Below are 21,548 nucleotides of genomic sequence, written 5' to 3'. Positions count from 1 at the left end.
CCTGTCACTCTGTCACGCGGATCGTGGTCGGAGCGAGGATGCTCTTCGACATGCCGAACTCCACGCCGACGCCGTAGAACGTCGACGTCGACGAGTAGACGGGCAGTACCTCGAGGTTGCGGAACAGGGAGTCCTGCGCAGCCTGCCAGGCGTCACACGAGTCGGATCCGGCCAGCGCCTGCGCCTCGCCCACCAGGTCGAAGTACTCCTGGTTGCTGTTGTAGGTCCAGTTGCCGCCGTTCGGCGGGAACTCGCCGCCCAGGATGCCGGCCCAGTCGCTCGGCAGGCTCGTGAAGATCGGCGCCCACACGATGTCCCAGTCGCCACCGGAGAAGATGACATCCGTGTACGACGCGGACGGGGTGGGCACGGCATCCACACCGATCTTCTGGAACTCCGTCTGCAGCAGCTCGATCGCCGCGGTCACGCCCTGACTCTCGGATGCCGGGTAGAGCATGAGGATGGAAAGCGGCTTACCGTCCTTCGCACGGATGCCGTCGGCGCCCTCGACCCAGCCCGCGGCGTCGAGTGCGGCCGCCGCCGCATCCACGTCGTAGTCGGGGATGGCCGAGGAGCTGTCCATCGCGGTGCACGCGGCGCCGAACTCGGACACGAGTGTCGTGATCTGCTCGCCGCGACCGGCGGAGGCGACGGGGCCGACTGCTTCGCGGTCGACCGCCTGGGCGAGAGCTTCACGGACGGCGAGATCGTGGCCGACCCGGCCCTCCGCCTGGTTGAAGAAGATCAGCCCCGGACGCAGCGGCACTTCGAGCTCTTTCGCGAACTCGGTGTTGTCGAGCCGGTCGCGCTCGCTGCCGCCGACCTCTGCGACGTTGGCCTCGCCGGTCTGGAGCATGTTGGCGGCGGTCGAGTCGCTCTCGATGATCGAGATCTCCACCGTGCCGGGCAGCCCCGCCGTCTCGCTGGTCGTGTCGTCGGGACCCCAGGTGTAGTCGTCACGCAGCGTGAACGTGTACGACTGCCCCGGGGACGACGCCTTCAACGCGTACGCGCCGGTGCCGTGGAACTCGGTGTCGAGGATGGTCGGGTCGGCGAGACCGGACGCGCACACGATCGGCAGGGCGCCGATCGTCTCGGCGAGGAAGCTCTGGGCGTTCGCGCTGGTGAAGGTGACCGTGCGGGCGTCATCGTCCGCCTCGATCGTGAGGCCCTCGGCGGGGAAGTACACGCCCTTGTAGGGCGAGCCCGTCTCGTCTGCGGCGGCGTACTCGAACGTGGACTTGACGTCCGTCGCGGTCAACGGCGTGCCGTCGGCGCAGAGGATGCCGTCCTTGAGCGTGAACTCCACGCCGGTCGTGGTCGACTCCCACGAATCGGCGAGCAGCCCGCGGGGCTCCTCCCCGGTCGGGTAGAAGAGCAGCGACTCGTACCCGAACGTGGATACGGACTCACTCGCGTTCGTCGCGTTCGTGATCGGGTTGAGCGTACCGGGGTCCGACTGCACGGCGATCTTGATCGTCTGCGCCTCTCCTCCCCCGGGCTCCGCCGTACCGGCGCAGCCGGACAGGGCGAGGGCCGTCACGCCGACGGCGGCCGCGGCGACAATGCTGCGTCTCATGGTGTCCTCTCTCACGGGTTCCGCACGGTGCGGGTCAACCCAATTGAATGTTATGAATTACTCTTTATTGGCTCGTGTCGCCGGTGTTTCGGGTATGTAACGTCACGAGCGGTCGTCGATGAGGGCAGCGGCGCCCATCACCGACTTGAGCTCGAGGAACTCCTCGAACCCGTGGACACCGCACTCCCGACCGACACCCGACTGCTTGTACCCGCCGAAGGGTGCGCCGACATCGAGGCCTGCGCCGTTGATGCCGACGGTCCCCGTGCGCATGCGCAGAGCGATGTCGAGGGCGCGTCGAGGGTCGCTCGACCACACGCCGCCCGACAGTCCGTAGACGCTGTCGTTGGCCAGGTCGACAGCCTCATCGACCGTGCCGTAGGGGGTGATCGTGAGCACCGGACCGAAGACCTCCTCGTGGAAGATCCGCATGTCCGGTGTCACGTCGGTGAAGATCGTGGGCTGCACGTAGGCGCCGCCGGCCGTCGGTTCGACGATATCGAGACCACCGGTCAGCACCCGCGCCCCCTCGTCGATCGCCGTGGCGATGTGCGCCAGGACTCGGTCGCGCTGCAGAGCGGAGGCGAGCGGGCCGGTCGCCGTCCCCTCCTCGCGCGGATCGCCGGGGGCCCAGCCCGCGGCCACCTCGAGCGCGGCGTCCTGCCAGGCGTCGAGCATGTTCTCGGGCACCAGGACCCGGGTCTGTGCCGCGCAGGTCTGGCCCGCGTTCGCGAAGCACGAGGCGAGCACGCCCCGCACCGAGTCCTCGAGCGGCGCGTCGTCGAGCACGATCGCCGCGGACTTGCCACCCAGTTCGAGGGCGACCTTCTTGATGGTCGCCGCAGCGGCACGGGCCACGTGCTCCCCCACCTGGCGCGAGCCGGTGAAGGTGACCATGTCGACGCCGGGGTGGGCGACGAGCGGCGAGCCGACTCCTGCGCCATCGCCGTGGACGATGTTCACGACACCGGCCGGCAATCCGATCTCGCGGAGGATGTCGCCGATGATCGCGGCGTTGAGAGGGGCGACTTCGCTCGGCTTGAGCACGACCGTGCAGCCGGCGAGAAGCGCGGCGCCGACCTTGAGCACGATCTGATGCAGCGGGAAGTTCCACGGGGTGATCGCGGCGACGACCCCGACCGGCTCCGAGACGACGAGGGAGTTCGACACCGCCTCGCGCTCGACGTGCGCGCGGGCGGCGTCGACGAGCATGTGCAGGTCGGCGATCGCCACCCCCACCTGCGCGGAACGCGCGAACGCGATCGGCGAGCCCATCTCGGCGCTGAGGGTCGCGGCGAGAAGCTCACGGTGGCGCGCCAACCCCTCGGCGAGCGCCTCTACGTGAGCGATCCGCTGCGCCATCGGCGTCGTGGACCAGCCGCCGAACGCGTCCGCGGCCGCAGCCACCGCACGATCTACGTCTGCGGGGCCGCCTGCGACGACGGCGCCGATCACGGTGCCGTCGGCCGGGCTGACGACATCGATCGCCCTGAGGCCATCGACATCTTCCCTGATGCCTGCGATGTCGTGCCCGATGATCATGTCAGACCCCTGCCCGCTGTACGAGGTGCGCGTCGGGGGCGAGCGGCACAGGGCGCGGCACGCCCTCATGGATGAGATGCCACGGCGAGGGGAACTCCCCCACCGGCACATCGATGAGGATCGGCTCGTTCGCGGGAACCGCATCGGCGAGCACCCCCGCCAGCTCCTGCGGCGTGTACGCCCGCGCGGAGCGGATGCCGTAGGCGTCGGCGAGCTTGCCGTAGTCGGGGTTCGTCAGGTCGCTGGCGAAGTAGCGGGCGCCGTAGCGGTTCTTCTGGATGCGGCGCACGTTGCCGTAGAACCCGTCGTGGAAGACGATGGTCACCAGCCCCAGGCCGTAGCGCTTCGCCGTCGACAGCTCCTGCAGCGTCCAGGAGAATCCGCCGTCGCCGTTCACCGAGACCACCGAGCGGGTCGGATCTGCGGCTTTGACGCCCAGGGCCGTCGCGAAGCCGTAGCCCAGCGTGCCCTGGTAGCCGGGGCCGATGTAGGTGCGCGGCTGGTAGGCCGGGTAGCAAGCGCTGGCCGCGTAGCCGACCTGGGTGAACTCGCTCACGAAGACGCCGTCGTCGGGCAGCGCGCCGCGGATCGCCGCGAGGTACTCGCGCTGCGGGGCGATGTCGTCGAACTGCTCGGCGAGCCAGGAGCGGACGCGCACGAACTCGCTCTCACGGGAATCCCGCTGCGGGGACCCCACCTCGGCAGCGAGCGCGGCGAGCGCCAGCCGGGCGTCGGCGTGGAGTGTCTGCACGGCGGCGCGCGGGCCGGCGAGGTCCGCCTCTTCGGCGTTCACGAGGATCACCGGTGCGCCGTGGGTGTCGACCTGGGTGCCGAAAGTGGAGACGAAGCGGGTTCCGACCGCCAGCACGAGGTCGGCGTCTTCCCGGAAGGCGCGGAGCGCGAGCGCGTCGAACGCGAGGCGGTGCCGGGCGTCGAGCGCTCCACGGCCGTTCTCAGTCATCAGCACGGGGATCTCCAGCGCCTCGGCGAGCGCCTGCAGTGCGACGGATGCGTTCGAGGCGAGTACTCCGCCGCCGACGACGATCATCGGGCGCTTAGCTGCGAGGAGTCGGGCGGCCGCGTCGCGGATCTGCTGCTCGTCGGGGACGAGCGGAGCGTCGGCGACCCTCTCGGCCGCGGCCATGCGCGAGGTGGCGGCGAGCACGTCCGGCGGCACCTCGATCGCGACGGGACGCGGGCGTCCGCTGCGCAGCTGCACGAAGGCCTCGCGCACGAGTCCGGGGATCTCGTCGGCGGAGCGGGCGATGCCGGTCCACTTGGTGAGCCGTTCGAGGATGCCCGTCTGGTCGGGGATCTCATGCAGGGCACCGAGCCCGCGGCCGATGGCCTTCGAATCGATCTGCCCGGCGATGAGGAGCATCGGCGAGTTCGCGGAGTAGCCCGTCGCCACGCCGGAGAGTGCGTTGAGCACTCCGGGGCCGGGAACGACCATGGCGACGCCGACGTCTCCGGTGCTGCGCGCATACCCGTCGGCCATGTAGGTCGTGGCCTGCTCGTTGCGGGCGCAGATGAAGTCGACCTGGTCGGTGCGGGCGTGGAGGGCGTCTGCGGCGGCATCGAGCTGGACGCCCGGAATGCCGAAGATCCGTGAGACGCCCTGGTTGATGAGGGAGTCTGCGAGCAGATCGCCACCGGTGTGGTCGGTCATCTGTTTCCTCTCGTGAGCAGCTTTGCGTGATTGACTGTATTAGATACATTCAATTACTGCAAATAGGAGAATCGCCCGGAACCGCCGCTCCCCGGCGGCAGGGCGTCCCTAGGATGTGAGAGATCCGCCAGAACATGCCCCGACCGAAGGACTCCCGTGGCCAGCACCCAGGATGACGCGCGCACCTTCCAACGCGTCGCGCCCGCACAGTCCGTCGCCGACCGCGTGGTGACCGAGGTCGAAGCGATGATCAAGTCCGAGGGCCTCGCCCCCGGCCACCGCATCGGCACGCGCCAGGAGCTGTGCGAGCAGTTCGGTGTCGCGCCGGCCACGCTCGGCGAGGCGCTGCGCGTGCTGCGGGCCCGCGGGTCCGTCGACCTGCGACCCGGTCCCGGCGGCGGCATCTTCGTCGCCGACCAGTCGCCCCTCATCCGACTCGCCCACAGCGTGCTCCGCCTGCGTCAGACCGGCGCTCCGGTCAACGATGTGATCAAGGTGCTCGATGCCCTCGACGAAGCGGTCATGCACGATGCGGTCCTGAACCGCACCGACGCGGACATGGCCGACCTCGACGCGGTCATGTCCGACCTCGCCGAGCACTGGCACGACCCCATCGAAGGGCTGCACGGCAACTGGCGGCTGCATCGCCGCATCGCCGAGATCTCGCCGAACGCGGTGCTGCGGACGTTCTACCTCAACCTCGTCGACTACATCGAGGGCGAGACCGCCGGCGCGGTCGACGAGGATGCACTGGCCGTCCCCGGATTCCGCCAGGACACGGACGAGCGCCTGCACATCCACGAGGCGCTCATCGAGGCGATCCGCAGCAGCGACGTCGAAGCCGGTCGCAAGGCCGTGCTGGACCACCGCACGCTCGGTCGCTGAACAGCGCGGGCTCGGCGCCGGTCCGCGCCGGCGCGCCTAGCGGGCCACGTGCCGGAGAGCGAGCGCGGCCAGCGCCGCGGCCTGATCGCCGAGCACCGCATCGTCGAACACCGCGTGCGGGGAGTGATTCATCGGGATGTCGTCGGGGTCGACATGCGGCGGCGTGGCACTCAGGAACAGGAACGCCCCGGGAACCTCGCGGAGCACGAACGAGAAGTCCTCCGATGCCATCCAGGGCACGGCGAGCTCTTCGACCCGGTCGTCGCCGAATTCCTCGCGCAGCACCGCCGTCGCCGCCGCGGTCTCCGGAGCCGTGTTGACGGTCACCGGATAGCCGACGATCACCTCGACATCGGCCGTGCACCCGTGCGCGGCCGCGATGCGCTCGACAAGGGGCGGGAGTTCCGCCTGAGCCTGCGCGATCGAGGCCTCGGACAACGTGCGCAGCGTCGCCGCGAGACCGGCCTGCTCGGGGATCACGTTCACGACCTCGCTCGCGAACAGCTTCGTCACCGAGAGCACCACGGGGTCGAACACGTCGACGCGTCGGGTGACCCAGCTCTGCAGCGCCAGCACGATCTCGGCGACCGCCGGGACCGGATCGACCGCCTGGTGCGGACGGGAGCCGTGGCCGCCGCGTCCGTGCACGGTGACGTTCAGCACGTTCGCGCCGGCCATGATCGTGCCCGGCTTGAGCTGGAACGTGCCGCGCTCCCCCGGTCCGACGTGGATGCCGTAGGCCGCCTCGACCCGGCGTCCCCCGGCGTCGAGCACACCGTCGCGGATCATCAGCGGTGCGCCGCCGCCTGCCTCTTCGCCGGGCTGGAACATGAACACGACCGACCCCGCGATCCTCTCCCGCCGCGCCGCGAGCAGCCGGGCGGCGCCGACGAGTCCGGCCACATGGAGGTCATGGCCGCACGCGTGCATGGCACCGTTCGCGGACGCGTACTCGAGCCCGGTCTCCTCGACGATCGCCAGCGCGTCCATGTCGCCGCGCAGCAGCACCGACGGGCCGTCCGCCGCACCGCGGAGCACCGCGGTGACCGAGCTCAAGTCGCTGCCGGTGGTGATCTCGAGACCGAGGTCGGCGAGCTCTTCGAGCACGACGGCCTGCGTCTGCGGCAGGTCGAAGCCGACCTCGGGGATCCGGTGCAGACGGCGTCGCAGCTCGACCAGCTCGGGCAACAGGCGGGCGGCATCCTCGCGCAGGGTCACAAGGTCTCCTTCATGGCGGTGTGGACGGTGCGTCCGTCGATGAGCACCTCCCGCACGGTCGAGGTGACGTCGAGCGGGTCTCCGGTCCACAGAACCACATCCGCGTCTCGTCCCGGTGCCAGCGCACCGACGCGGTCGCCGATGCCGGCGATGTCGGCCGCGGCCGAGGTCATGGCGGCGATCGCGGTCTCGCGGGGAAGGCCGGCGCGCACGGCGACCGCGGCCTGCAGAGCGAGGAGCCCGATCGGCACCACCGGGTGATCGGTGGTCAGGGCGACGCGGACCCCCGCTGCAGCGAGGGTCGCGAGGTTCGTCGGGTCGGCCTCGCGCACCTCAACCTTCGATCGGCTCGACAGGATGGGGCCGAAGATGACGGGGATGTCGCGCTCCGCGAGCACGTCGGCGAGCTTGTGCGCCTCCGTCCCGTGGTTGAGCACGAGGCGCAGCCCGAACTCCTCCGCGATGCGCAGCGCGGTGGCGATGTCGTCGTGCCGGTGCGCGTGCTGCTCCCAGGTGAGGGTACCGTCGAGCGCTTCTGTGAGCGCCTGCTTCCCGAGATCGACGGCGAAGGGCGTGCCCTCCTCCCGTGCGCGATCACGTCGCGCGGCGTAGTCGCGCGCATCCAGGAGCGCCTGCCGGATGACGAGCGCGATGCCGAGACGGGTCGACGGCAGCTGCTTGCGCTCTCCGTAAGCCTGCTTCGGGTTCTCGCCGAGCGCCGACTTCATTCCGAGCGCCGCCCGGATGACCTGTTCGTCGACGGAGCGCCCGCCCGCGGTCTTGATGGCCACGCTCTGTCCGCCGATCGGATTGCCCGATCCCGGCTTCACGACGACCGCGGTGATGCCTCCCGCCAGAGCGTCGCGGAACGCGATGTCCTCGATGTTGATCGCGTCGATCGCCCGCACCCCCGCGGTGACGGGCGACGAGACCTCACTCCCGTCGAAGCCCGCGGGGCCGTTCGCCTCCTCGTGCACGCCGATGTGGCTGTGCGGGTCGATGAGTCCCGGAAGCACCCAGCATCCGGTGGCGTCGATCACCCGCGCACCGTCCGGCACGGCGATTCCGACGCCGACGGCCTCGATGCGGCCGTCCGACACGAGCACCGTGCCGCCGTCGAACTCCTCGCCGAGGCCGGTGACCACGTGTCCACCGACGATCGCGACGTCTGCGCTCATTCCCGCTCCTCGCTCATCGCGTTCCCTCCCGCGCGTCGCTCGACGAGCGCGCGCGTCCGTGCCAGCAGATCATCGAGGTCGAGGCTGAGGATGCCAGCGGCGGGGTCGACCCGCACGACGATCCCGTCCTCGCACTCCGGCGGCTCCCCGCGGAGATCCACGAGAGGATCGTCGACCCAGACCCACGGCAGACCGTCGGCATAGCGGCGGATGTGCGCGAGCTTGTCGAACTGCACGGGCAGGAAGGGCCACGGCTCCTCTGGCAGTTCGAGCGGTTCGCGGAACGCGGTGTGCGCGTTGTGTCCCCACTCCGATGCCCAGACGATGTCGAAGTGCTCGGCCAGCTCGTGCAGCCGTCGGGCCGCCGAGTCCGGGATGGCGACGTCGCGAACCCACCGGCCCCAGGCGGAGAGGTGGTGCATGCTCACCGGCACCGAGGGCTCGCCCTCGATCACGAACACGTCGCTGATGCCGAGCACGAGGACCGGGCGGTCTCCGCGCGGCGGTCGCGCCGTGTACTTCGCCATGTCAGTCGTCCACCGCGTCGGCGAGCAGCGGAGCGTCGGCGGCGCCCTCGAAGTAGTTGCCGCCCTCGATGCGCACCAGCCGCTCGGACTCGTCGAAGAACACTCCTACCGGGTCTCCCCCGCCCGCGACGGCGCGGTGCTGCTTGGCCATCATGCGCCGGATCATCGCGATGCCCTGATCGGTGGTCGTGAGGTGATCCTCGGAGTGCAGCGAGATCGGACCCTGCGACTTCTGCGCCTCGTAGTCACCGGGCAGGCGCTGGTGCTCGAGGTCGGTGAGCTCCTTCCACGGCTTTCCCTCGTGCGTGGAGCGGAGCTTCGCGAGGAAGTCGGGGTCGGCGTCGCGCGCCACGGTGAAGATGCGGAAGTTCGTGTCGTCCATCGGCACCACCCAGCCGATCATGTTCGTCTGCCCCGAACTGAGCTTGGGGCTCGCGACCACCCGGAGGTTCGGGAAGATGACCTCCGTGACGCGGCGCAGCTGACGTCCGTCGCCGAGTTCGCGCATCTGGATGCTGCGCACGCCGAGCGGCGTGTACTCGTAGCTGACCTCGGGGATCAGCGCCATCTCGGGCGTGAACTGGTTGCCGCTGAAGCGCGCGTGCAGGATCGGCACGTGGAACGGGTCCATCACGTTCTCCCAGTGCTGCAGCCAGTTGAAGTCGAGCTGGGCGGGTCCGCCGCCGCCCACGCCCTGGTCGTTGACGATCAGCTGCTCGTCGTCGGCGAGCTCCTCGAGGGTGTCGTAGCGCGGCAGCACGGGCTTCTTCTCGGGCGGTCCGAGGTACGCCCAGATCAGGCCGTACTGCTCTTCGACCGGATACCAGGGCTGGCGCACGCGGTCACGGTGCAGACCCAGCTCCGGCTCGCAGGGCTGCTCCAGGCAGTGCCCCTCGGTGTCGAACACCCAGCCGTGGTAGCAGCAGCGGATCCCCTCCTCCTCGACGCCGCCGTAGAACAGCGAGGCACCACGGTGGATGCAGCGCGGGTGCAGCAGACCGGGCTTGCCCTTGCGGGTGCGGAAGAGCACGAGCTCCTCACCCAGCACCCGCAGCGAGATCGGGCGCGTCGTCGCATCCTCGACCTTCGCGACCGGGTGCCAGTAACGGCGGAGAACCTCGCCGTAGGGGGTGCCGGGGCCGACCTGGGCGAGCTCGTTGAGCGGCTGCCCGAGGCGTAGGCCGTATGCGGTTCCGGTGTCCATGTTCGCTCCGTTCGTGCGGGGGTCAGATGTCGAGGACGAGACGCTCGCCGAGAGAGCGGGACACGCAGATCATCATCGTCTCGTTGCTCTCGCGCTCGTCGGGGGTGAGGATCGAGTCGCGGTGCTCGGGGGCGCCGTCGATCACGGCGGTCTCGCAGGTGCCGCAGACACCCTCGAGGCAGGAACTCGGCACCCCGATCCCGGCGTTCTCCAGCATCTCGAGGATGCTGCAGCCGCGGTCGACCGTGACGACGAGGTCCGACCTGGTCGCCACGACCTCGAACGTGTCGGCGCCCTGCGATTCGCCGAACGTCTTCGGCTGGAAGCGCTCGAGGTGCAGGGCGTCGTGCGGCCAGTCGAGGCTGAGTGCTTCGAGGGCATCGAGCATGCGTTCCGGGCCGCACGCGTACACGGCGGTCCCGGCGGCGGGGATGCCGATCCACGCCGCGAGGTCCAGTCGCTCGTCGGCGTCGCCGCGCACCAGGAGCGTCTCGCCGCCCGTGAGCGGCGCGTGGTCGAGGAACGCCATCCGCTCCGCCGTCGACCCGAGGTACGCCAGACGCCAGGAGATCCCGCGTCGGACGGCCTCGGCCAGCATCGGCAGGATCGGCGTGATGCCGATGCCGCCCGCGACGAACACGTACTCCGTCGCCGGGGTGAGCGCGAAGTGGTTGATGGGGGCGGAGACGGTCACGAGTTCGCCGACGCGGAGACTCTGGTGCACGTAGCGGGAGCCACCGCGGCTCGGGCTCTCGGCGAGGATCGCGACCCGCCATGCCGAACGGTCTTCCGGGTCGGAGCACAGCGAGTACTGGCGCTCCACTCCATTCGCGAAGCGGAGATCGATGTGCGCGCCGGGCTCCCACGCCGGCAGGGGCGCGCCCGTCGGGTCGTCGAGCTCGAGGGACAGCACGTCACGCGCCTCCCACCGCATCGCCCGCACGCGCAGGGCGAGGGGCGCTTCCGGGGAATCCACCGCAGACTGGGGCACCGTCGCTCCGCTCCTTCCGTCGTTCCGGCCACCATCGACCGAATTGACCACATTCGATATATTCAATTGCGATAGTATGGATCCTGCCCGGCACTGTCAAACGGACGGACGGGTGCCGCACGAGCGGATCATGAGAGAGGCGGAACGGATGTCGGAGCTGAGACTGCGGGAGGACCTGAACGCGATCCCCGGATACACGCCGGGGAAGGCCGCGCCGCAGGCGGAGACCATCGCACCGGTGTTCAAGGTGTCGTCGAACGAGAACCCCTATCCCCCGCTCCCGTCGGTGACCGCGGCCATCGCCGACCGGCTCGCACACATCAACCGCTACCCCGAGACCGCGGCGACCGCCCTCACCGCGGTGCTGTGCGAGCGGTTCGGCGTCGAGCCCGTGAACGTCGTGCTCGGCAGCGGATCGGTCGAGGTCGTCTCCCAGCTGATGCGGGCGACGGCCGGCGAGGGCGACGAGATCCTGTTCGCGTGGCGGTCGTTCGAGGCGTACCCGATGCTCGCTCGCGCGGCCGGCGCCGTGCCCGTCATGGTTCCCCTCACCGACGATCACCGTCACGACCTCGACGCGATGCGGGCGGCCATCACCGACCGCACGCGCCTGATCCTGGTGTGCAACCCCAACAACCCGACGGGCACCACCATCGGCGACGCCGAGCTCGATCGTTTCCTGGCACAGGTCCCCCCGCACATCGTGGTCGTGATCGACGAGGCGTACGTGCAGTTCAACGACCGCGACGACTCCCCCGTGGGCATCGAGTACTTCCGCCGCTACCCGAACGTCGCCGTCGCGCACACCTTCTCGAAGGCATACGGCCTGGCCGGCATGCGCATCGGTTATGCGATCGCCCCCGAGCAGTTGGGCATCGCGCTGCGCAAGGTCGCGATCCCGTTCGGCGTGACCGACCTGGCGCAGACGGCCGCGATCGCCTCCCTCGCCGCCGAGGACGAGCTCGCGGCCAGGGTCGCCGAACTCGTCGTCGAGCGGGAGCGCGTCGTCGCCGCCTTCACCGCCGCCGGCCTGGCACTGCCCGAGAGCAAGGGCAACTTCGTCTGGCTTCCCCTCGGTGATGCCACCTCCGCTGCCGCCGAGCTGTTGGAACGTCACGGCCTGCTCGTGCGACCGTTCCCGGGCGAAGGGCTCCGGGCGACCGTCGCCGAGTCCGAGGCCAACGAGCGGCTCATCGCACTGGCTCCCCGGATCGCCGCACTCGTCGCTCCTGCTGAGGCCGTGCTCGCCTCGCGGTGACTACCTTCTTCGCCTTCTTCGCCGGCGGCGCGCTCAGTCGCCGGCGAAGTGAGCGAAGCGCGCCAGCACGGCCTCGACGGCTGCCGGGTCGGCGGGTTGCACGAACAGCTCCGGGGGCAGTTCGCGGGTCGCGCTCGCGTGCGTCCAGCATCCGATGACGCGTCCCTGCTCGACGATCGTGGCCCGCACCATCCCATTCTTGCCCGGGCCGACGATGGCGAGGTGCTCGGGCGCGCAGACGGTCGTGCGGTCGGCATAGGAAATGTAGTACTCGTCGAACGCGGGGAGGGCGTGGACCGTCGCCGCACCCGACGCGCGCCGCGGACGCTGAAGCGACACGAACAGCCCCTCGTCCACCTCCTCGACCCGCCCCGCCGCGCGCTCGACCGCCTCGCGTGACTGACCGAGAGTGAGTCCCGACCACCAGGCGAAGTCGGTGACACCCGCCGGTCCGTGTCCGTCGATGTACCGCACGAACAGCTCGGCGAGCGGGTCTGACGGACGCGTGTGCTCGCGGATGTGCTCCTCGGCCAGCACGAACCGCTGGTCCCTGGTGATGCCCGACCGCGTCGCGACGGGCCCCTGACAGATGAGGCCGTCGATCGTGAGGGTGAAGAGCAGGTGGATGCCGCGCTGCCCCGTGGGATCGATGCCGACGCCCTCGAGGATCTCGAACACCTCGGCGCGTGTGCGTCCGCCGTCGCGCAGCTGCGGCATCAGCGCTCGCACCGCCGTCGCGACCATGTCGTCATCGATGCCCAGCTGGCGGTGACGGGAGGCCGCCTGCTGCCGCTGCCGGGCAGCGGTGACATCGAGCATCCAGCCCAGGTCACGTGCCGGAACGATGTGCAGCGTGCCGCGCATGGTCCACGCGCGCACGAGGTCGCCGCGGTCGAAGGCACGATCGACATCGCGGAGTCGCACCGGCCCACGGGCGCGCGCGGCGAGCGCCCATCGGCCTGCGGTGAAGTCTTGACTCTGTACTGCGAGCATGTGGTGCGCAGCATCCGTCACCGTGCGCGCCGGCGCGCTGAGACGATGCGATCGGAGGCGCTCGGCGAGCAGGGCCGCGGTCTTCATGCCCCCATCATGCCGGGCGCCACCGACGCGGCGCAGGAGCCTCAGCCCTGCAGCGTCACCTCACGGCGCTCGGGGAGCACGATCGGGTGCGAGCCCGCCATGACCTCGAGCACGCGGATCACCTGGCACGAGTATCCGAACTCGTTGTCGTACCAGACGTAGAGGATCAGGGTGTCGTCGTCGGCGATCGTGGCGAGGCCGTCGACGATGCCGGCGCGGTGCGAGCCGACGAAGTCGGTGGAGACGACATCGGGGCTCTCGACGTAGTCGATCTGCTGGCGCAGCTTCGAGTGCAGCGAGACGCGGCGCAGGTAGTCGTTGACCTGCTCCTTGGTGGCGGGGCGCTCGATGGTCAGGTGCAGCACCGCGAGCGACACATCGGGGGTGGGCACACGGATCGAGCTGCCGGTGAGCTTGCCCTCCAGCTGCGGCAGCGCCTTGGCGACGGCCTTCGCGGCTCCGGTCTCGGTGATGACCATGTTGAGCACCGCCGAGCGCCCGCGACGGTCACCCTTGTGGAAGTTGTCGATCAGGTTCTGGTCGTTCGTGAACGAGTGCACCGTCTCGACGTGCCCCTTGACGACGCCGTACGCCTCGTCGATCGCGGCGAGCACCGGGGTGATGGCGTTCGTCGTGCAGGAGGCCGCGGACAGGATGCGGTCGGAGTCGGCGATCGTCTCGTCGTTGATGCCGTGCACGATGTTCTTGAGCGGGCTCTTGCCCGGCGCGGTGAGCAGAACGCGGGCGACGCCGTTCGAGCGCAGGTGCTGGGAGAGGCCCTCTTCGTCGCGCCAGCGTCCGGTGTTGTCGACCACTATCGCGTCGTGGATGCCGTGGGCGGTGTAGTCGATGGATGCCGGGTCGTCGGAGTAGATCACCTGGATGCGGGTGCCGTTCGCGATGATCTGCTCGGCCTCCTCGTCGACGGTGACGGAGCCGGCGAAGCGACCGTGCACCGAATCGCGCAGCAGCAGCGAGGCGCGCTTCGCAAGGTCGTTCTCCGCACCGCGGCGGGCCACGATGGCGCGCAGCCGCAATCCGCTGCCGCCGCCGGTGTGGGCGATGAGGATGCGGGCGAGGAGGCGCCCGATGCGTCCGAAGCCGTACAGCACCACGTCGGTGGGCTCGGCGGCGACGGCTCCCATGGCGGGCGCGAGCTCCTCGGCGAGGTAGGCCTCCAGCGACCGGCCGCTCTCGGCGTGGCCGGCGACGAGCCGCGCGACGTCGAGGGAAGAGGCACCGGGAGCGAGTGCGTGGATCGCCTCCAGCACGGCGAGGGTGTCTTCGATGGGGAGCCGCTCGTGTCCGAGCTGGGCGACGCGCTCGTGTACCTCGACCAGTCCCGTCGCCGAGAGTCCGAGCAATCGGTGCCCGTGCAGCGAGGTGACCACATCGTGTTCGCGTCGAAGCGCCCCGATGAGCGGGATCATCCGCTCCGCCAGCTCTTCGCTCTCAGCCCAGTCGTCGCGGTGTGCCGCGGAATCGTTCATCTGCATCCTTGCATGTGTGAGCGCGCGCCGAGATCGCCGGCGCGCGAATGTGCCGGGTGGATCGGGGGATGCCACCAGCGTACAAGCCGTGAGATGACGAGCCGAATCGGTCGTGTGCACGGACGGGAGGCGTGCCGAGCGCGCTCGGTCAGTACTGCGCCGAGAACGCCCCGTCCGACTTCAGCAGCTGTCCCGAGACCCAGCGCCCCTCGTCCGACACGAGGAACTCCACGACGGCGGCCACATCCGCGGGGCGGCCGAGTCGTCCGAGCGGCGTCATGCCGGTGAGCCCCGTGCGCGTCTCGTCGTCCATCCACCCGGTGTCGATGGGGCCGGGGTTCAGCACGTTCGCCGAGATACCCCGCGGACCCAGCTCCCGGGCCGCGGAGATGACCAACCGGTCGAGAGCACCCTTGGATGCGCCGTACGGGAGGTTTCCCGTCACGTGATCGCTGGTGAGCGCCAGGATCACTCCCCCGTCGTCGCCCACCTGCCGTGCGAAGGCCGCGATCAGCAGCAGGCTGGCCCGTGCGTTCACGGCGACGTGCAGGTCGAAGCTCTCGGCCGTGGTGTCGAGGATGCCGGATTGCACGTCGTGCGCATGGCTGAGGATGAGCGCGGAGATCGGGCCGTGCGCGGCCACGACCTCGGCGACCAGGGCTTCCGGCCCTTCCGGGGTGGACAGGTCGGCGGGATGGTCGGCGTCGCGGAGGTCGCTCGTCACGACGGTCCAGCCGGCTGCGCGCAAGCGGGGAACGATGCCGGCGGCGATGCTGTTCGCGCGGGCGGCGCCGGTGATCAGAGCGAGGGGCATCCGGCCACGCTACCCGACCGGAGCTACGACCCCGGCGCCGCGCTCAGGTGCCGAGGCACATCACGACGGCACCGGCCGCGAGCGCCCACGACTCGATCGTCACGAACCGCGCGACGCGACCGTGATGCACGGGTTCGACGATCCAGGATTCGATGACGTTCCACAACACGACGCCGATCACCCCGGCGACCACCAGCACCGCCAACAATCCCGAGAGTCCGCCGTGCCCCCCGTGCGGACCCGGGTCGGGCGCCGTCCCCGTCGCCACGCTCTCGAAGGAGCAGACGGCGAGGAGCAGCGCGACGAGCGCTCGTCGGAAGCACTCGGCAGCATCCCGGGTCCCGCGGACGCCGACCGTGCCCAGCATCGCCGAGAGCATCAGGACCGCGCCGAGCACGAGTCCCCCCATCGGTGCGCCGTCGGTGATCGCCGTCACCAGCATCGCCGCAGCCATCACCAGGACCACCTGTCGGCCCTGCCACGGAACCGCTCGCCCCGCCGCGACGGACGCCGCCGCAGCGACGACTGCCGCGACCGCCAGCAGCCAGGGCGCGGCCGGCACGAGATCATCCACAACCGCATCCTATTGAGCGGCGGACCGCACGGGTCGTCCCGAGTCAGACGAGAGCGGCGATCGCGTCGCGCAGCACCCCGTCGGCCTCGTCGAGTGCGGCTGCCGCGTCCTGCGGGGTGGCGTCGGCCGCCAGCATCAGCAGTGCCCGCTTGACCGAGCCGTCGGCCCCCTGCAGCGCGGCGGCCGCGACCTCGATGTCGACTCCGGCGAGCTGTGCCACGGTGCGGATGGAGCGCGCGTGGAGCTTCTCGTTGGTGGCGAGGAGGTCCACCATCACCCCGCGGTAGGTCTTGCCGAGCTTGATCATCGACAGCGTCGTGAGCATGTTCACGACGAGCTTCTGCGCGGTGCCGGCCTTGAGCCGCGTGGACCCGGAGATGAACTCGGGCCCGGTCACGACCTCGATGGCGACCTCGGCCACGGCTCCGATCTCGGAATGCGCGTTCGAGGCGATCGCCGCGGTGAACGCGCCGACGCTGCGAGCATAGTTCAGGCCGCCGACGACATACGGCGTGCGTCCGGACGCCGAGATGCCGACCACCGTGTCATCGGCGGAGAGGCCGAGTTCCCGCAGGGACTCGCCCGCGGCCGACTCATCGTCCTCCGCGTTCTCCACGGCCGAGCGGATCGCGGTCTCGCCGCCGGCGATCAGTCCGACCACCATCGACGGATCCGTGCCGAAGGTGGGCGGGCACTCGCTCGCGTCCAGGACGCCGATGCGCCCTGCCGTTCCGGCGCCGATGTAGATCAGTCGACCACCGCGCCGGAATCGTTCCGTGACGGCATCGACGACCGCGGCGATCTCCTCCGCCCGCTCGGCGACGGCCTCGGGGACTCGGCGATCCTCGGCGTTCATCCGGCGCACGAGCTCGGCCGTGTCCAACAGGTCCAGATCCCCGCGCTCGGTCGTGGACGCCTCCGTGTCGAGGCCCTCGAGGACGGAGAGGAGGGAGGCGAGGCGAGAGTCGTCATTCGGCACGGTGGACGAACCTTTCGTGGGGGAGGTCGGTGCGGCGTGCGAGCAGCAGCGCACCGTCGAGGGCATCGCCGGCAGCGGGGACGACCCGTCGGCCGGCAGCATGCAGGGCAGAGACGAGCGAGTCGCGGAACCAGGCATGGTCTGTGAGGCCGCCGTGCAGCACGACATCGCTGGTCAGCGTAGAGGCCGCGACGGCCGTGGCGGTGAGCAGGCGCACGGCTTCCGCCGCGATCTCGCGGGCGACGGGGTCGCCGTCCTCCGCGGCGTCAAGCACGAGAGGGGCGAGTGTCGCGAGGCGCCGCGGCAACGGCTCACTCCGGGCGATCCACTCCTGAATGTCCGACACGGCTCCGACCGGACCCGCGATCGCGTCGGTGAGGCCGGTCTGCGCCGCGAGCCCGTCAGCGGCGCGCAGCACCGCACGCAGCGCCTCGCGTCCCAGCCAGGAACCGCTGCCGAGGTCGCCCAGTTCGGGTCCCCAGCCGTCGACGAGTCGTGCGCCGTCGTCGTCGATGCCGAGCGCGGCGGCGCCGGTTCCGGCGATGAGGAGCACACCCGTCCCGCCGTCGAGCGCTCCCACGTGGGCGGTGACCACATCGGAGGCCACGACGATGCGGGCACCTGTCGCGACGGCGAGTCGTTCGGCCAGCTCACGGGCGGCGTCGGGCGCGAGCCAGGCCCCGGCGGCACCGACGCCGATCCGTTCCAGACCGGAACTCCCCTCGAGCAGCGGCATGATCGCGTCGAACGATGCGCTGACGCCCCCGGCCGCCGCGAGACCGGGCGCTCCGACGCCTGATCTTTCGATCCGTCCACCGTCGCCCGTGATCGTGATGCGGCAGCGGGATTTGCCGAGATCGACGGACGCGATCGGATGGACGGGCATCGGTTCTCCTCACAGACGCGGTCGCAGAGCTATGGAAAGAGACTACATACGAAGTAGACTCACCGGAAAGAATTTACCACCCCGCCGCACTCTCGAGACATCACGGAAAACGTACGACCGGAGGGCCGTGTGAGCATCCAATCGACCATCGAAGCCGCTGCCTCGACGCTGCCGCCTTCGCTCTCCCGCATCGCGGCAGCGATCCGCGAGAACCCGTCGATCGTGATCGACATGACGATCAACGAGCTGGCCCAGGAGTGCCGGACGTCGGTGGCATCCGTGGTCCGCTTCTGCCGGGCGATCGGTTTCGCCGGCTACGCCGCGTTGCGGATGGCCCTGGCGACCGAACTCGGCAAGGAGGCCGCCCAGTTCTCCGCACGGGGCGCCTTCGGGTCCGAGATCTCCGATGAGGACACGCTTCAGGAGGCGGTGTCGAAGCTTGCCGCACTCGAACTGCTCGCGATCGAGGAGACCGTCGCCCGGCTCGACTTCGGCGTGCTCGAGGCCGCCATCACCGCGATCGACGGCGCCGACCGCATCCTCCTGTACGGGATCGGCGCCAGCCAGTTCGTCGCGGAAGACCTCGCTCACAAGCTCCTGCGCGTCGGGCGCAATGCCCACGTGCTCGCCGATCCCCACGAGGCCGTCGCCGCCACGGTTCTGCAGACGGCACCCACGGTCGCGATCGGCTTCTCGCACTCCGGCGCGACGATCGAGACCGTGCGCTTCCTCGAGACCGCTCGCCGGCACGGCGCGGCGACGATCGCCGTGACCTCGGCGAAGGACTCGCCGCTCGCCCGGGCAGCCGATCACGCCCTGTTCACCGAGGTGCGGGAGTCGACGTTCCGCGCGGGTGCGATGGTGAGTCGCATCGCACAGCTCACGCTCGTCGACTGTCTCTTCGTCGGGGTCGCCAAACGGCGGTTCCACGAGACCGTCGATGCCCTGCGACGCACGCACGAGGCGATGCAGGAGCTGCGCGACTGAAGAGGCCCCGCAGTTCACGGGAAGACCCCGTCAGCCTGTGGCGACCGCCCCCTCGACTTCGTCGGCGGAAGCAGGCGGTACTGATCCCATCGAGCCCGCCGTGCGCAGGAAGACGATGATCCAACTGAAGATCAGCACCGCGGCGATGAGTTCGACCGCTGTGAGGTTGTAGTAGCCCACCGCGAAGAATGCGGCGAGGAGGATGATCACCAGCACGAACGCCCAGCCGAAGGCCACGAACACTCGCGGGATGCTGGGCAGGAACCACGGCAGCCCCACCACGATCACTCCGAAGACGACGGTCATGCCCGTGGCGACGGTGTTGTGCAGGAGGAAGAACTCGTCGACGGGGAACAGCCCGACGCAGGCGAGGAAGATCCCGAGGAGGATCAGACCTCCGCGCACGAGGAATCGTCCGCGGCGGTCGGAGGGATCGTCGGCGGGGAGTCCGGCTGTCGCGTACCGGGCGATGGTCGTCACCATGACGCCCGCGATGATCAGCGTCGCGTTGAAGGCGACCGACGAGCTGTTGCTGCTCATCCCGAGCGCCGACAGGTTGTCGCGCCACCAGTGCACGTCGCTGGAGGCGAGCATGCTGGCGAAGGCGCCGACGACCAGGAAGACCGCGAGCACCAGCGAGAGGACCATCGGGGTCAGTGCCACAGCGCTGAGGAAGGACACGTAGCCGGTCAGGGCGAACGCGACCGCCACCAGCACCGCGCCGGGGAAGGCGAACACCGGCGCGTCCGTGAAGCTCCGCTCGAGCAGCTCTGCGATGCCGAGCCAGCCGAGGTAGGCGATCGCCGCATGTGCGAACGCGATGGCGGCGAGGTCGTACCAGCGCAGTCGGTCGCCCGGCACGGTGAAGCCGTCGCGGGCCGCGGCCGGATCCACTTGCTCCGGCCGCACCGCGATGCGCCCGAGCGCGAAGGAGACGGCCGCGGTGATCGCCCCTCCGAACGCGGCGAAGACACCGATCGAACCGCTGCCGCTGATCGCCAGCTCGTGGCCCCAGAACACCGGGAGCGCGATGAAGAAGCCGATCACGAGGAAGCCCGCGCCGACGATCAGTGCGGTCGCCTCGAAGACGGCATCCGCAGTCTCTGGACCCCGCACCTGCCGCAGCACCCTCATGACTCTCGTCGCGAGCGCATTCATCATCCGAGCCTCCCGGTCCACATCATAGAAGTCGCCGGCGTCGGAACCGGGCGGCGCTAGCCTGGAGGGGTGCCTCAGACTCTCGCTGCCCGCGCCGTCCTTCTCGACATGGACGGGACACTCGTCGATTCGACAGCTGTCGTGGAGCGACTCTGGCTCGCCTGGGCGGAGCCGCACGGCATCGACCCCGAGACGGTGCTCCGTGTCGTGCACGGCCGACAGGGCCATCAGAGCATGGCGATCATGCTGCCCGACCGCGACCACGCCATCAATCTCCACGAGAACGACATCATGCTCGCCACCGAGGCCGGCGACGTCGACGGGGTGATCGAGATTCCGGGTGCGCGCGCGCTGCTCGAGGCTCTTCAGCCGTTCCCGCACGCGATCGTCACCTCCGCCAACGTGGCTCTCATGACCGCGCGGATGCAGGCCGCCGGGCTCACCGTCCCCGAGCGCCGCGTGACCGCGGAAGACGTGTCCGCCTCCAAGCCGGATCCGGAGGGGTTCGTCCGCGCTGCGGGTCTGCTGGGGATCGACCCGGCCGACTGCATCGTGTTCGAAGACTCCGGCGCGGGGATCCAGGCGGGTCTCGCAGCCGGCATGCGGGTCGTCGGGGTCGGTAAGCACGCGGCGGCGCACAACCCGACCGTCCTGGTGACGGACCTCTCCCAAGTGGCCGTGGCCCCCACCGCGACCGGGTTCGAGATCACGATCTCCTGACGAGAATCCCTCCCTCGACCGCCGCACCTCGGCCGCTACGATGAGGCGATGCGACGTTTCCCCGCCTCGGTGTACGGCATCGGAGAAGAACCCGATCCGCGTTTCTCCCTGGCGAACGAGCGCACTTTCCTCGCCTGGACGCGCACCGGGCTCGCGCTGATCGCGGGTGGCGTCGCTCTCGAGGTCCTGGGACTCGACCTGCATGCCGGGTTCCGCCTCGCCGCCTCACTTCTGCTCATGCTCGCCGGAACGGCGGTCGCCCCACTCGCGTGGTGGGAGTGGATGCGCGCCGAGCGGGCTCTGCGGCAGTCACGCCCGCTCCCGGGAGCGTTCTCCGCGATCGTGCTGACGGTCGTCGTGACGGTCGTGGGTCTGCTGGTACTGGCCGGGGTGCTCTGGCGGTGACCGATCAGGGGCAGACCGCCCAGGGGCCGTTCGATCCGGGACTGCAGCCGGAGCGGACCGAGCTCGCGTGGCGGCGGACTGCGCTCGCGATCGCGATCGGCTCCGTCGTGTCGCTGCGGATCTTCCCCCTCCTGCTGCCCGCCGACGCCGCAGCGTGGGGGTTCGCGCCGGGAGTTATCGGTATCGGCGCCGCGTGTGCGTTCTGGGTGGCCGCACGGCGCCGACAGCTGCAGACGACCGCTGCGCTGCAGTCCTCGCTGGCGCCGGAGGCGTCGCCCGCTGATCTGCCCGGAGGCGGGACGCTTCTCGCCTTCACGATGCTCGCCACCGGCTTCGGTTTCGTGTCCCTCGCCATCGTCGCGGTGTCACTCCTGGTGCGCTGAGTCGGCTGGCGCTTCGCTCCC

21 protein-coding genes are annotated in these 21,548 nt (G+C 70.0%); 6 read left to right on the top strand and 15 right to left on the bottom strand.

Annotated elements, in window-relative coordinates; translation table 11 throughout:
• Positions 1–4 precede the first annotated feature (4 nt).
• The 3 genes from ACFC14_RS11140 to ACFC14_RS11130 all read right to left on the bottom strand — a co-directional run bounded on the left by ACFC14_RS11140 (position 5) and on the right by ACFC14_RS11130 (position 4,790).
• Entirely contained in the window at positions 5–1,579 is a 1,575-nt protein-coding gene (locus ACFC14_RS11140; RefSeq protein WP_376104233.1) for an ABC transporter substrate-binding protein, read from the bottom strand.
• A 102-nt stretch (positions 1,580–1,681) separates the two neighbouring features.
• Positions 1,682–3,121 (bottom strand): aldehyde dehydrogenase family protein, encoded by a 1,440-nt coding sequence (locus ACFC14_RS11135; RefSeq protein WP_376104231.1) that lies wholly within the window; start codon positions 3,119–3,121, stop codon positions 1,682–1,684.
• Between the two features lies 1 nt (position 3,122).
• On the bottom strand, positions 3,123–4,790 hold the full coding sequence (locus ACFC14_RS11130) for a thiamine pyrophosphate-dependent enzyme (RefSeq protein WP_376104228.1): 1,668 nt from the start codon (positions 4,788–4,790) through the stop codon (positions 3,123–3,125).
• 156 nt (positions 4,791–4,946) lie between these two features.
• On the opposite strand from ACFC14_RS11130, the gene ACFC14_RS11125 reads away from it, so the two are divergent.
• Positions 4,947–5,675: a FadR/GntR family transcriptional regulator gene (locus ACFC14_RS11125; protein WP_376104225.1), complete on the top strand. Its 729-nt coding sequence runs from the start codon at positions 4,947–4,949 to the stop codon at positions 5,673–5,675.
• 36 nt (positions 5,676–5,711) lie between these two features.
• Here the strand turns inward: ACFC14_RS11125 and ACFC14_RS11120 are convergent, their stop codons facing one another.
• Genes ACFC14_RS11120 through ACFC14_RS11100 form a run of 5 tightly spaced genes read right to left on the bottom strand, consistent with a single transcriptional unit; the run spans position 5,712 to position 10,793 of the window.
• Entirely contained in the window at positions 5,712–6,893 is a 1,182-nt protein-coding gene (locus tag ACFC14_RS11120) for a M20 family metallopeptidase (protein ID WP_376104222.1), read from the bottom strand.
• Positions 6,890–8,071, bottom strand: coding sequence for an amidohydrolase (locus ACFC14_RS11115; RefSeq protein WP_376104219.1), 1,182 nt, complete (start codon positions 8,069–8,071; stop codon positions 6,890–6,892). The genes ACFC14_RS11120 and ACFC14_RS11115 overlap by 4 nt, the downstream gene beginning before the upstream one ends.
• Complete coding sequence (locus ACFC14_RS11110) at positions 8,068–8,598, bottom strand: hypothetical protein (protein ID WP_376104216.1); 531 nt, start codon at positions 8,596–8,598, stop codon at positions 8,068–8,070. The genes ACFC14_RS11115 and ACFC14_RS11110 overlap by 4 nt, the downstream gene beginning before the upstream one ends.
• A 1-nt stretch (position 8,599) precedes the next feature.
• Positions 8,600–9,802, bottom strand: a complete 1,203-nt coding sequence (locus ACFC14_RS11105) for a Rieske 2Fe-2S domain-containing protein (RefSeq protein WP_376104213.1) — start codon at positions 9,800–9,802, stop codon at positions 8,600–8,602.
• A 22-nt stretch (positions 9,803–9,824) separates the two neighbouring features.
• On the bottom strand, positions 9,825–10,793 hold the full coding sequence (locus ACFC14_RS11100) for a PDR/VanB family oxidoreductase (protein WP_376104211.1): 969 nt from the start codon (positions 10,791–10,793) through the stop codon (positions 9,825–9,827).
• 148 nt (positions 10,794–10,941) lie between these two features.
• Here ACFC14_RS11100 and hisC point away from each other — a divergent pair, with 148 nt between their 5' ends.
• The gene (gene hisC / locus ACFC14_RS11095; RefSeq protein WP_376104208.1) at positions 10,942–12,051 is read left to right on the top strand and encodes a histidinol-phosphate transaminase; all 1,110 of its coding nucleotides are present in this window, start codon (positions 10,942–10,944) and stop codon (positions 12,049–12,051) included.
• A 33-nt stretch (positions 12,052–12,084) separates the two neighbouring features.
• Here the strand turns inward: hisC and ACFC14_RS11090 are convergent, their stop codons facing one another.
• The 6 genes from ACFC14_RS11090 to ACFC14_RS11065 all read right to left on the bottom strand — a co-directional run bounded on the left by ACFC14_RS11090 (position 12,085) and on the right by ACFC14_RS11065 (position 17,874).
• On the bottom strand, positions 12,085–13,131 hold the full coding sequence (locus ACFC14_RS11090; protein ID WP_376104206.1) for a winged helix DNA-binding domain-containing protein: 1,047 nt from the start codon (positions 13,129–13,131) through the stop codon (positions 12,085–12,087).
• Between the two features lie 41 nt (positions 13,132–13,172).
• Positions 13,173–14,621: a glyceraldehyde-3-phosphate dehydrogenase gene (locus ACFC14_RS11085; RefSeq protein WP_376104203.1), complete on the bottom strand. Its 1,449-nt coding sequence runs from the start codon at positions 14,619–14,621 to the stop codon at positions 13,173–13,175.
• A 148-nt stretch (positions 14,622–14,769) separates the two neighbouring features.
• A complete protein-coding gene (locus ACFC14_RS11080; protein WP_376104201.1) occupies positions 14,770–15,435 on the bottom strand; it encodes an SDR family oxidoreductase in 666 nt (221 codons plus the stop codon).
• Between the two features lie 43 nt (positions 15,436–15,478).
• Positions 15,479–16,009, bottom strand: a complete 531-nt coding sequence (locus ACFC14_RS11075; protein ID WP_376104198.1) for a hypothetical protein — start codon at positions 16,007–16,009, stop codon at positions 15,479–15,481.
• 43 nt (positions 16,010–16,052) lie between these two features.
• The gene (gene murQ, locus ACFC14_RS11070) at positions 16,053–16,988 is read right to left on the bottom strand and encodes an N-acetylmuramic acid 6-phosphate etherase (protein WP_376104195.1); all 936 of its coding nucleotides are present in this window, start codon (positions 16,986–16,988) and stop codon (positions 16,053–16,055) included.
• Positions 16,978–17,874 (bottom strand): N-acetylglucosamine kinase, encoded by an 897-nt coding sequence (locus tag ACFC14_RS11065; protein WP_376104192.1) that lies wholly within the window; start codon positions 17,872–17,874, stop codon positions 16,978–16,980. The genes murQ and ACFC14_RS11065 overlap by 11 nt, the downstream gene beginning before the upstream one ends.
• 129 nt (positions 17,875–18,003) lie before the next feature.
• Between ACFC14_RS11065 and ACFC14_RS11060 the strand changes: the two genes are divergently transcribed.
• Complete coding sequence (locus ACFC14_RS11060) at positions 18,004–18,861, top strand: MurR/RpiR family transcriptional regulator (protein ID WP_376104191.1); 858 nt, start codon at positions 18,004–18,006, stop codon at positions 18,859–18,861.
• A gap of 30 nt (positions 18,862–18,891) precedes the next feature.
• On the opposite strand, the gene ACFC14_RS11055 is transcribed toward ACFC14_RS11060, so the two are convergent.
• Positions 18,892–20,022 carry a DUF998 domain-containing protein gene (locus ACFC14_RS11055; RefSeq protein WP_376104188.1) on the bottom strand — a complete coding sequence of 377 codons (1,131 nt, stop codon included), beginning with the start codon at positions 20,020–20,022 and terminating at the stop codon, positions 18,892–18,894.
• A 66-nt stretch (positions 20,023–20,088) separates the two neighbouring features.
• Here ACFC14_RS11055 and ACFC14_RS11050 point away from each other — a divergent pair, with 66 nt between their 5' ends.
• Genes ACFC14_RS11050 through ACFC14_RS11040 form a run of 3 tightly spaced genes read left to right on the top strand, consistent with a single transcriptional unit; the run spans position 20,089 to position 21,527 of the window.
• Positions 20,089–20,739, top strand: coding sequence for an HAD-IA family hydrolase (locus ACFC14_RS11050; RefSeq protein WP_376104186.1), 651 nt, complete (start codon positions 20,089–20,091; stop codon positions 20,737–20,739).
• Between the two features lie 48 nt (positions 20,740–20,787).
• Complete coding sequence (locus ACFC14_RS11045) at positions 20,788–21,144, top strand: YidH family protein (protein ID WP_376104183.1); 357 nt, start codon at positions 20,788–20,790, stop codon at positions 21,142–21,144.
• The gene (locus ACFC14_RS11040) at positions 21,141–21,527 is read left to right on the top strand and encodes a DUF202 domain-containing protein (RefSeq protein WP_376104180.1); all 387 of its coding nucleotides are present in this window, start codon (positions 21,141–21,143) and stop codon (positions 21,525–21,527) included. Before ACFC14_RS11045 ends, ACFC14_RS11040 begins: the two co-directional genes overlap by 4 nt.
• Positions 21,528–21,548 lie beyond the last annotated feature (21 nt).

Origin of the sequence: Microbacterium sp. NPDC055988, assembly GCF_042269505.1 — a bacterium.
Classification (GTDB): domain Bacteria; phylum Actinomycetota; class Actinomycetes; order Actinomycetales; family Microbacteriaceae; genus Microbacterium.
Note: the sequence above shows the minus strand (reverse complement) of the source record. Positions and strands in the feature narration are given on the sequence as shown.

What these genes read in the sequence shown, in the direction of transcription:
- ACFC14_RS11140 (WP_376104233.1), bottom strand. Translation starts at nt 1,579, where the DNA reads ATGAGACGCAGCATTGTCGCCGCGGCCGCCGTCGGCGTGACGGCCCTC.
- ACFC14_RS11135 (WP_376104231.1), bottom strand. Translation starts at nt 3,121, where the DNA reads ATGATCATCGGGCACGACATCGCAGGCATCAGGGAAGATGTCGATGGC.
- ACFC14_RS11130 (WP_376104228.1), bottom strand. Translation starts at nt 4,790, where the DNA reads ATGACCGACCACACCGGTGGCGATCTGCTCGCAGACTCCCTCATCAAC.
- ACFC14_RS11115 (WP_376104219.1), bottom strand. Translation starts at nt 8,071, where the DNA reads ATGAGCGCAGACGTCGCGATCGTCGGTGGACACGTGGTCACCGGCCTC.
- ACFC14_RS11110 (WP_376104216.1), bottom strand. Translation starts at nt 8,598, where the DNA reads ATGGCGAAGTACACGGCGCGACCGCCGCGCGGAGACCGCCCGGTCCTC.
- ACFC14_RS11105 (WP_376104213.1), bottom strand. Translation starts at nt 9,802, where the DNA reads ATGGACACCGGAACCGCATACGGCCTACGCCTCGGGCAGCCGCTCAAC.
- hisC (WP_376104208.1), top strand. Translation starts at nt 10,942, where the DNA reads ATGTCGGAGCTGAGACTGCGGGAGGACCTGAACGCGATCCCCGGATAC.
- ACFC14_RS11090 (WP_376104206.1), bottom strand. Translation starts at nt 13,131, where the DNA reads ATGAAGACCGCGGCCCTGCTCGCCGAGCGCCTCCGATCGCATCGTCTC.
- ACFC14_RS11085 (WP_376104203.1), bottom strand. Translation starts at nt 14,621, where the DNA reads ATGAACGATTCCGCGGCACACCGCGACGACTGGGCTGAGAGCGAAGAG.
- ACFC14_RS11080 (WP_376104201.1), bottom strand. Translation starts at nt 15,435, where the DNA reads ATGCCCCTCGCTCTGATCACCGGCGCCGCCCGCGCGAACAGCATCGCC.
- ACFC14_RS11065 (WP_376104192.1), bottom strand. Translation starts at nt 17,874, where the DNA reads ATGCCCGTCCATCCGATCGCGTCCGTCGATCTCGGCAAATCCCGCTGC.
- ACFC14_RS11055 (WP_376104188.1), bottom strand. Translation starts at nt 20,022, where the DNA reads ATGATGAATGCGCTCGCGACGAGAGTCATGAGGGTGCTGCGGCAGGTG.
- ACFC14_RS11045 (WP_376104183.1), top strand. Translation starts at nt 20,788, where the DNA reads ATGCGACGTTTCCCCGCCTCGGTGTACGGCATCGGAGAAGAACCCGAT.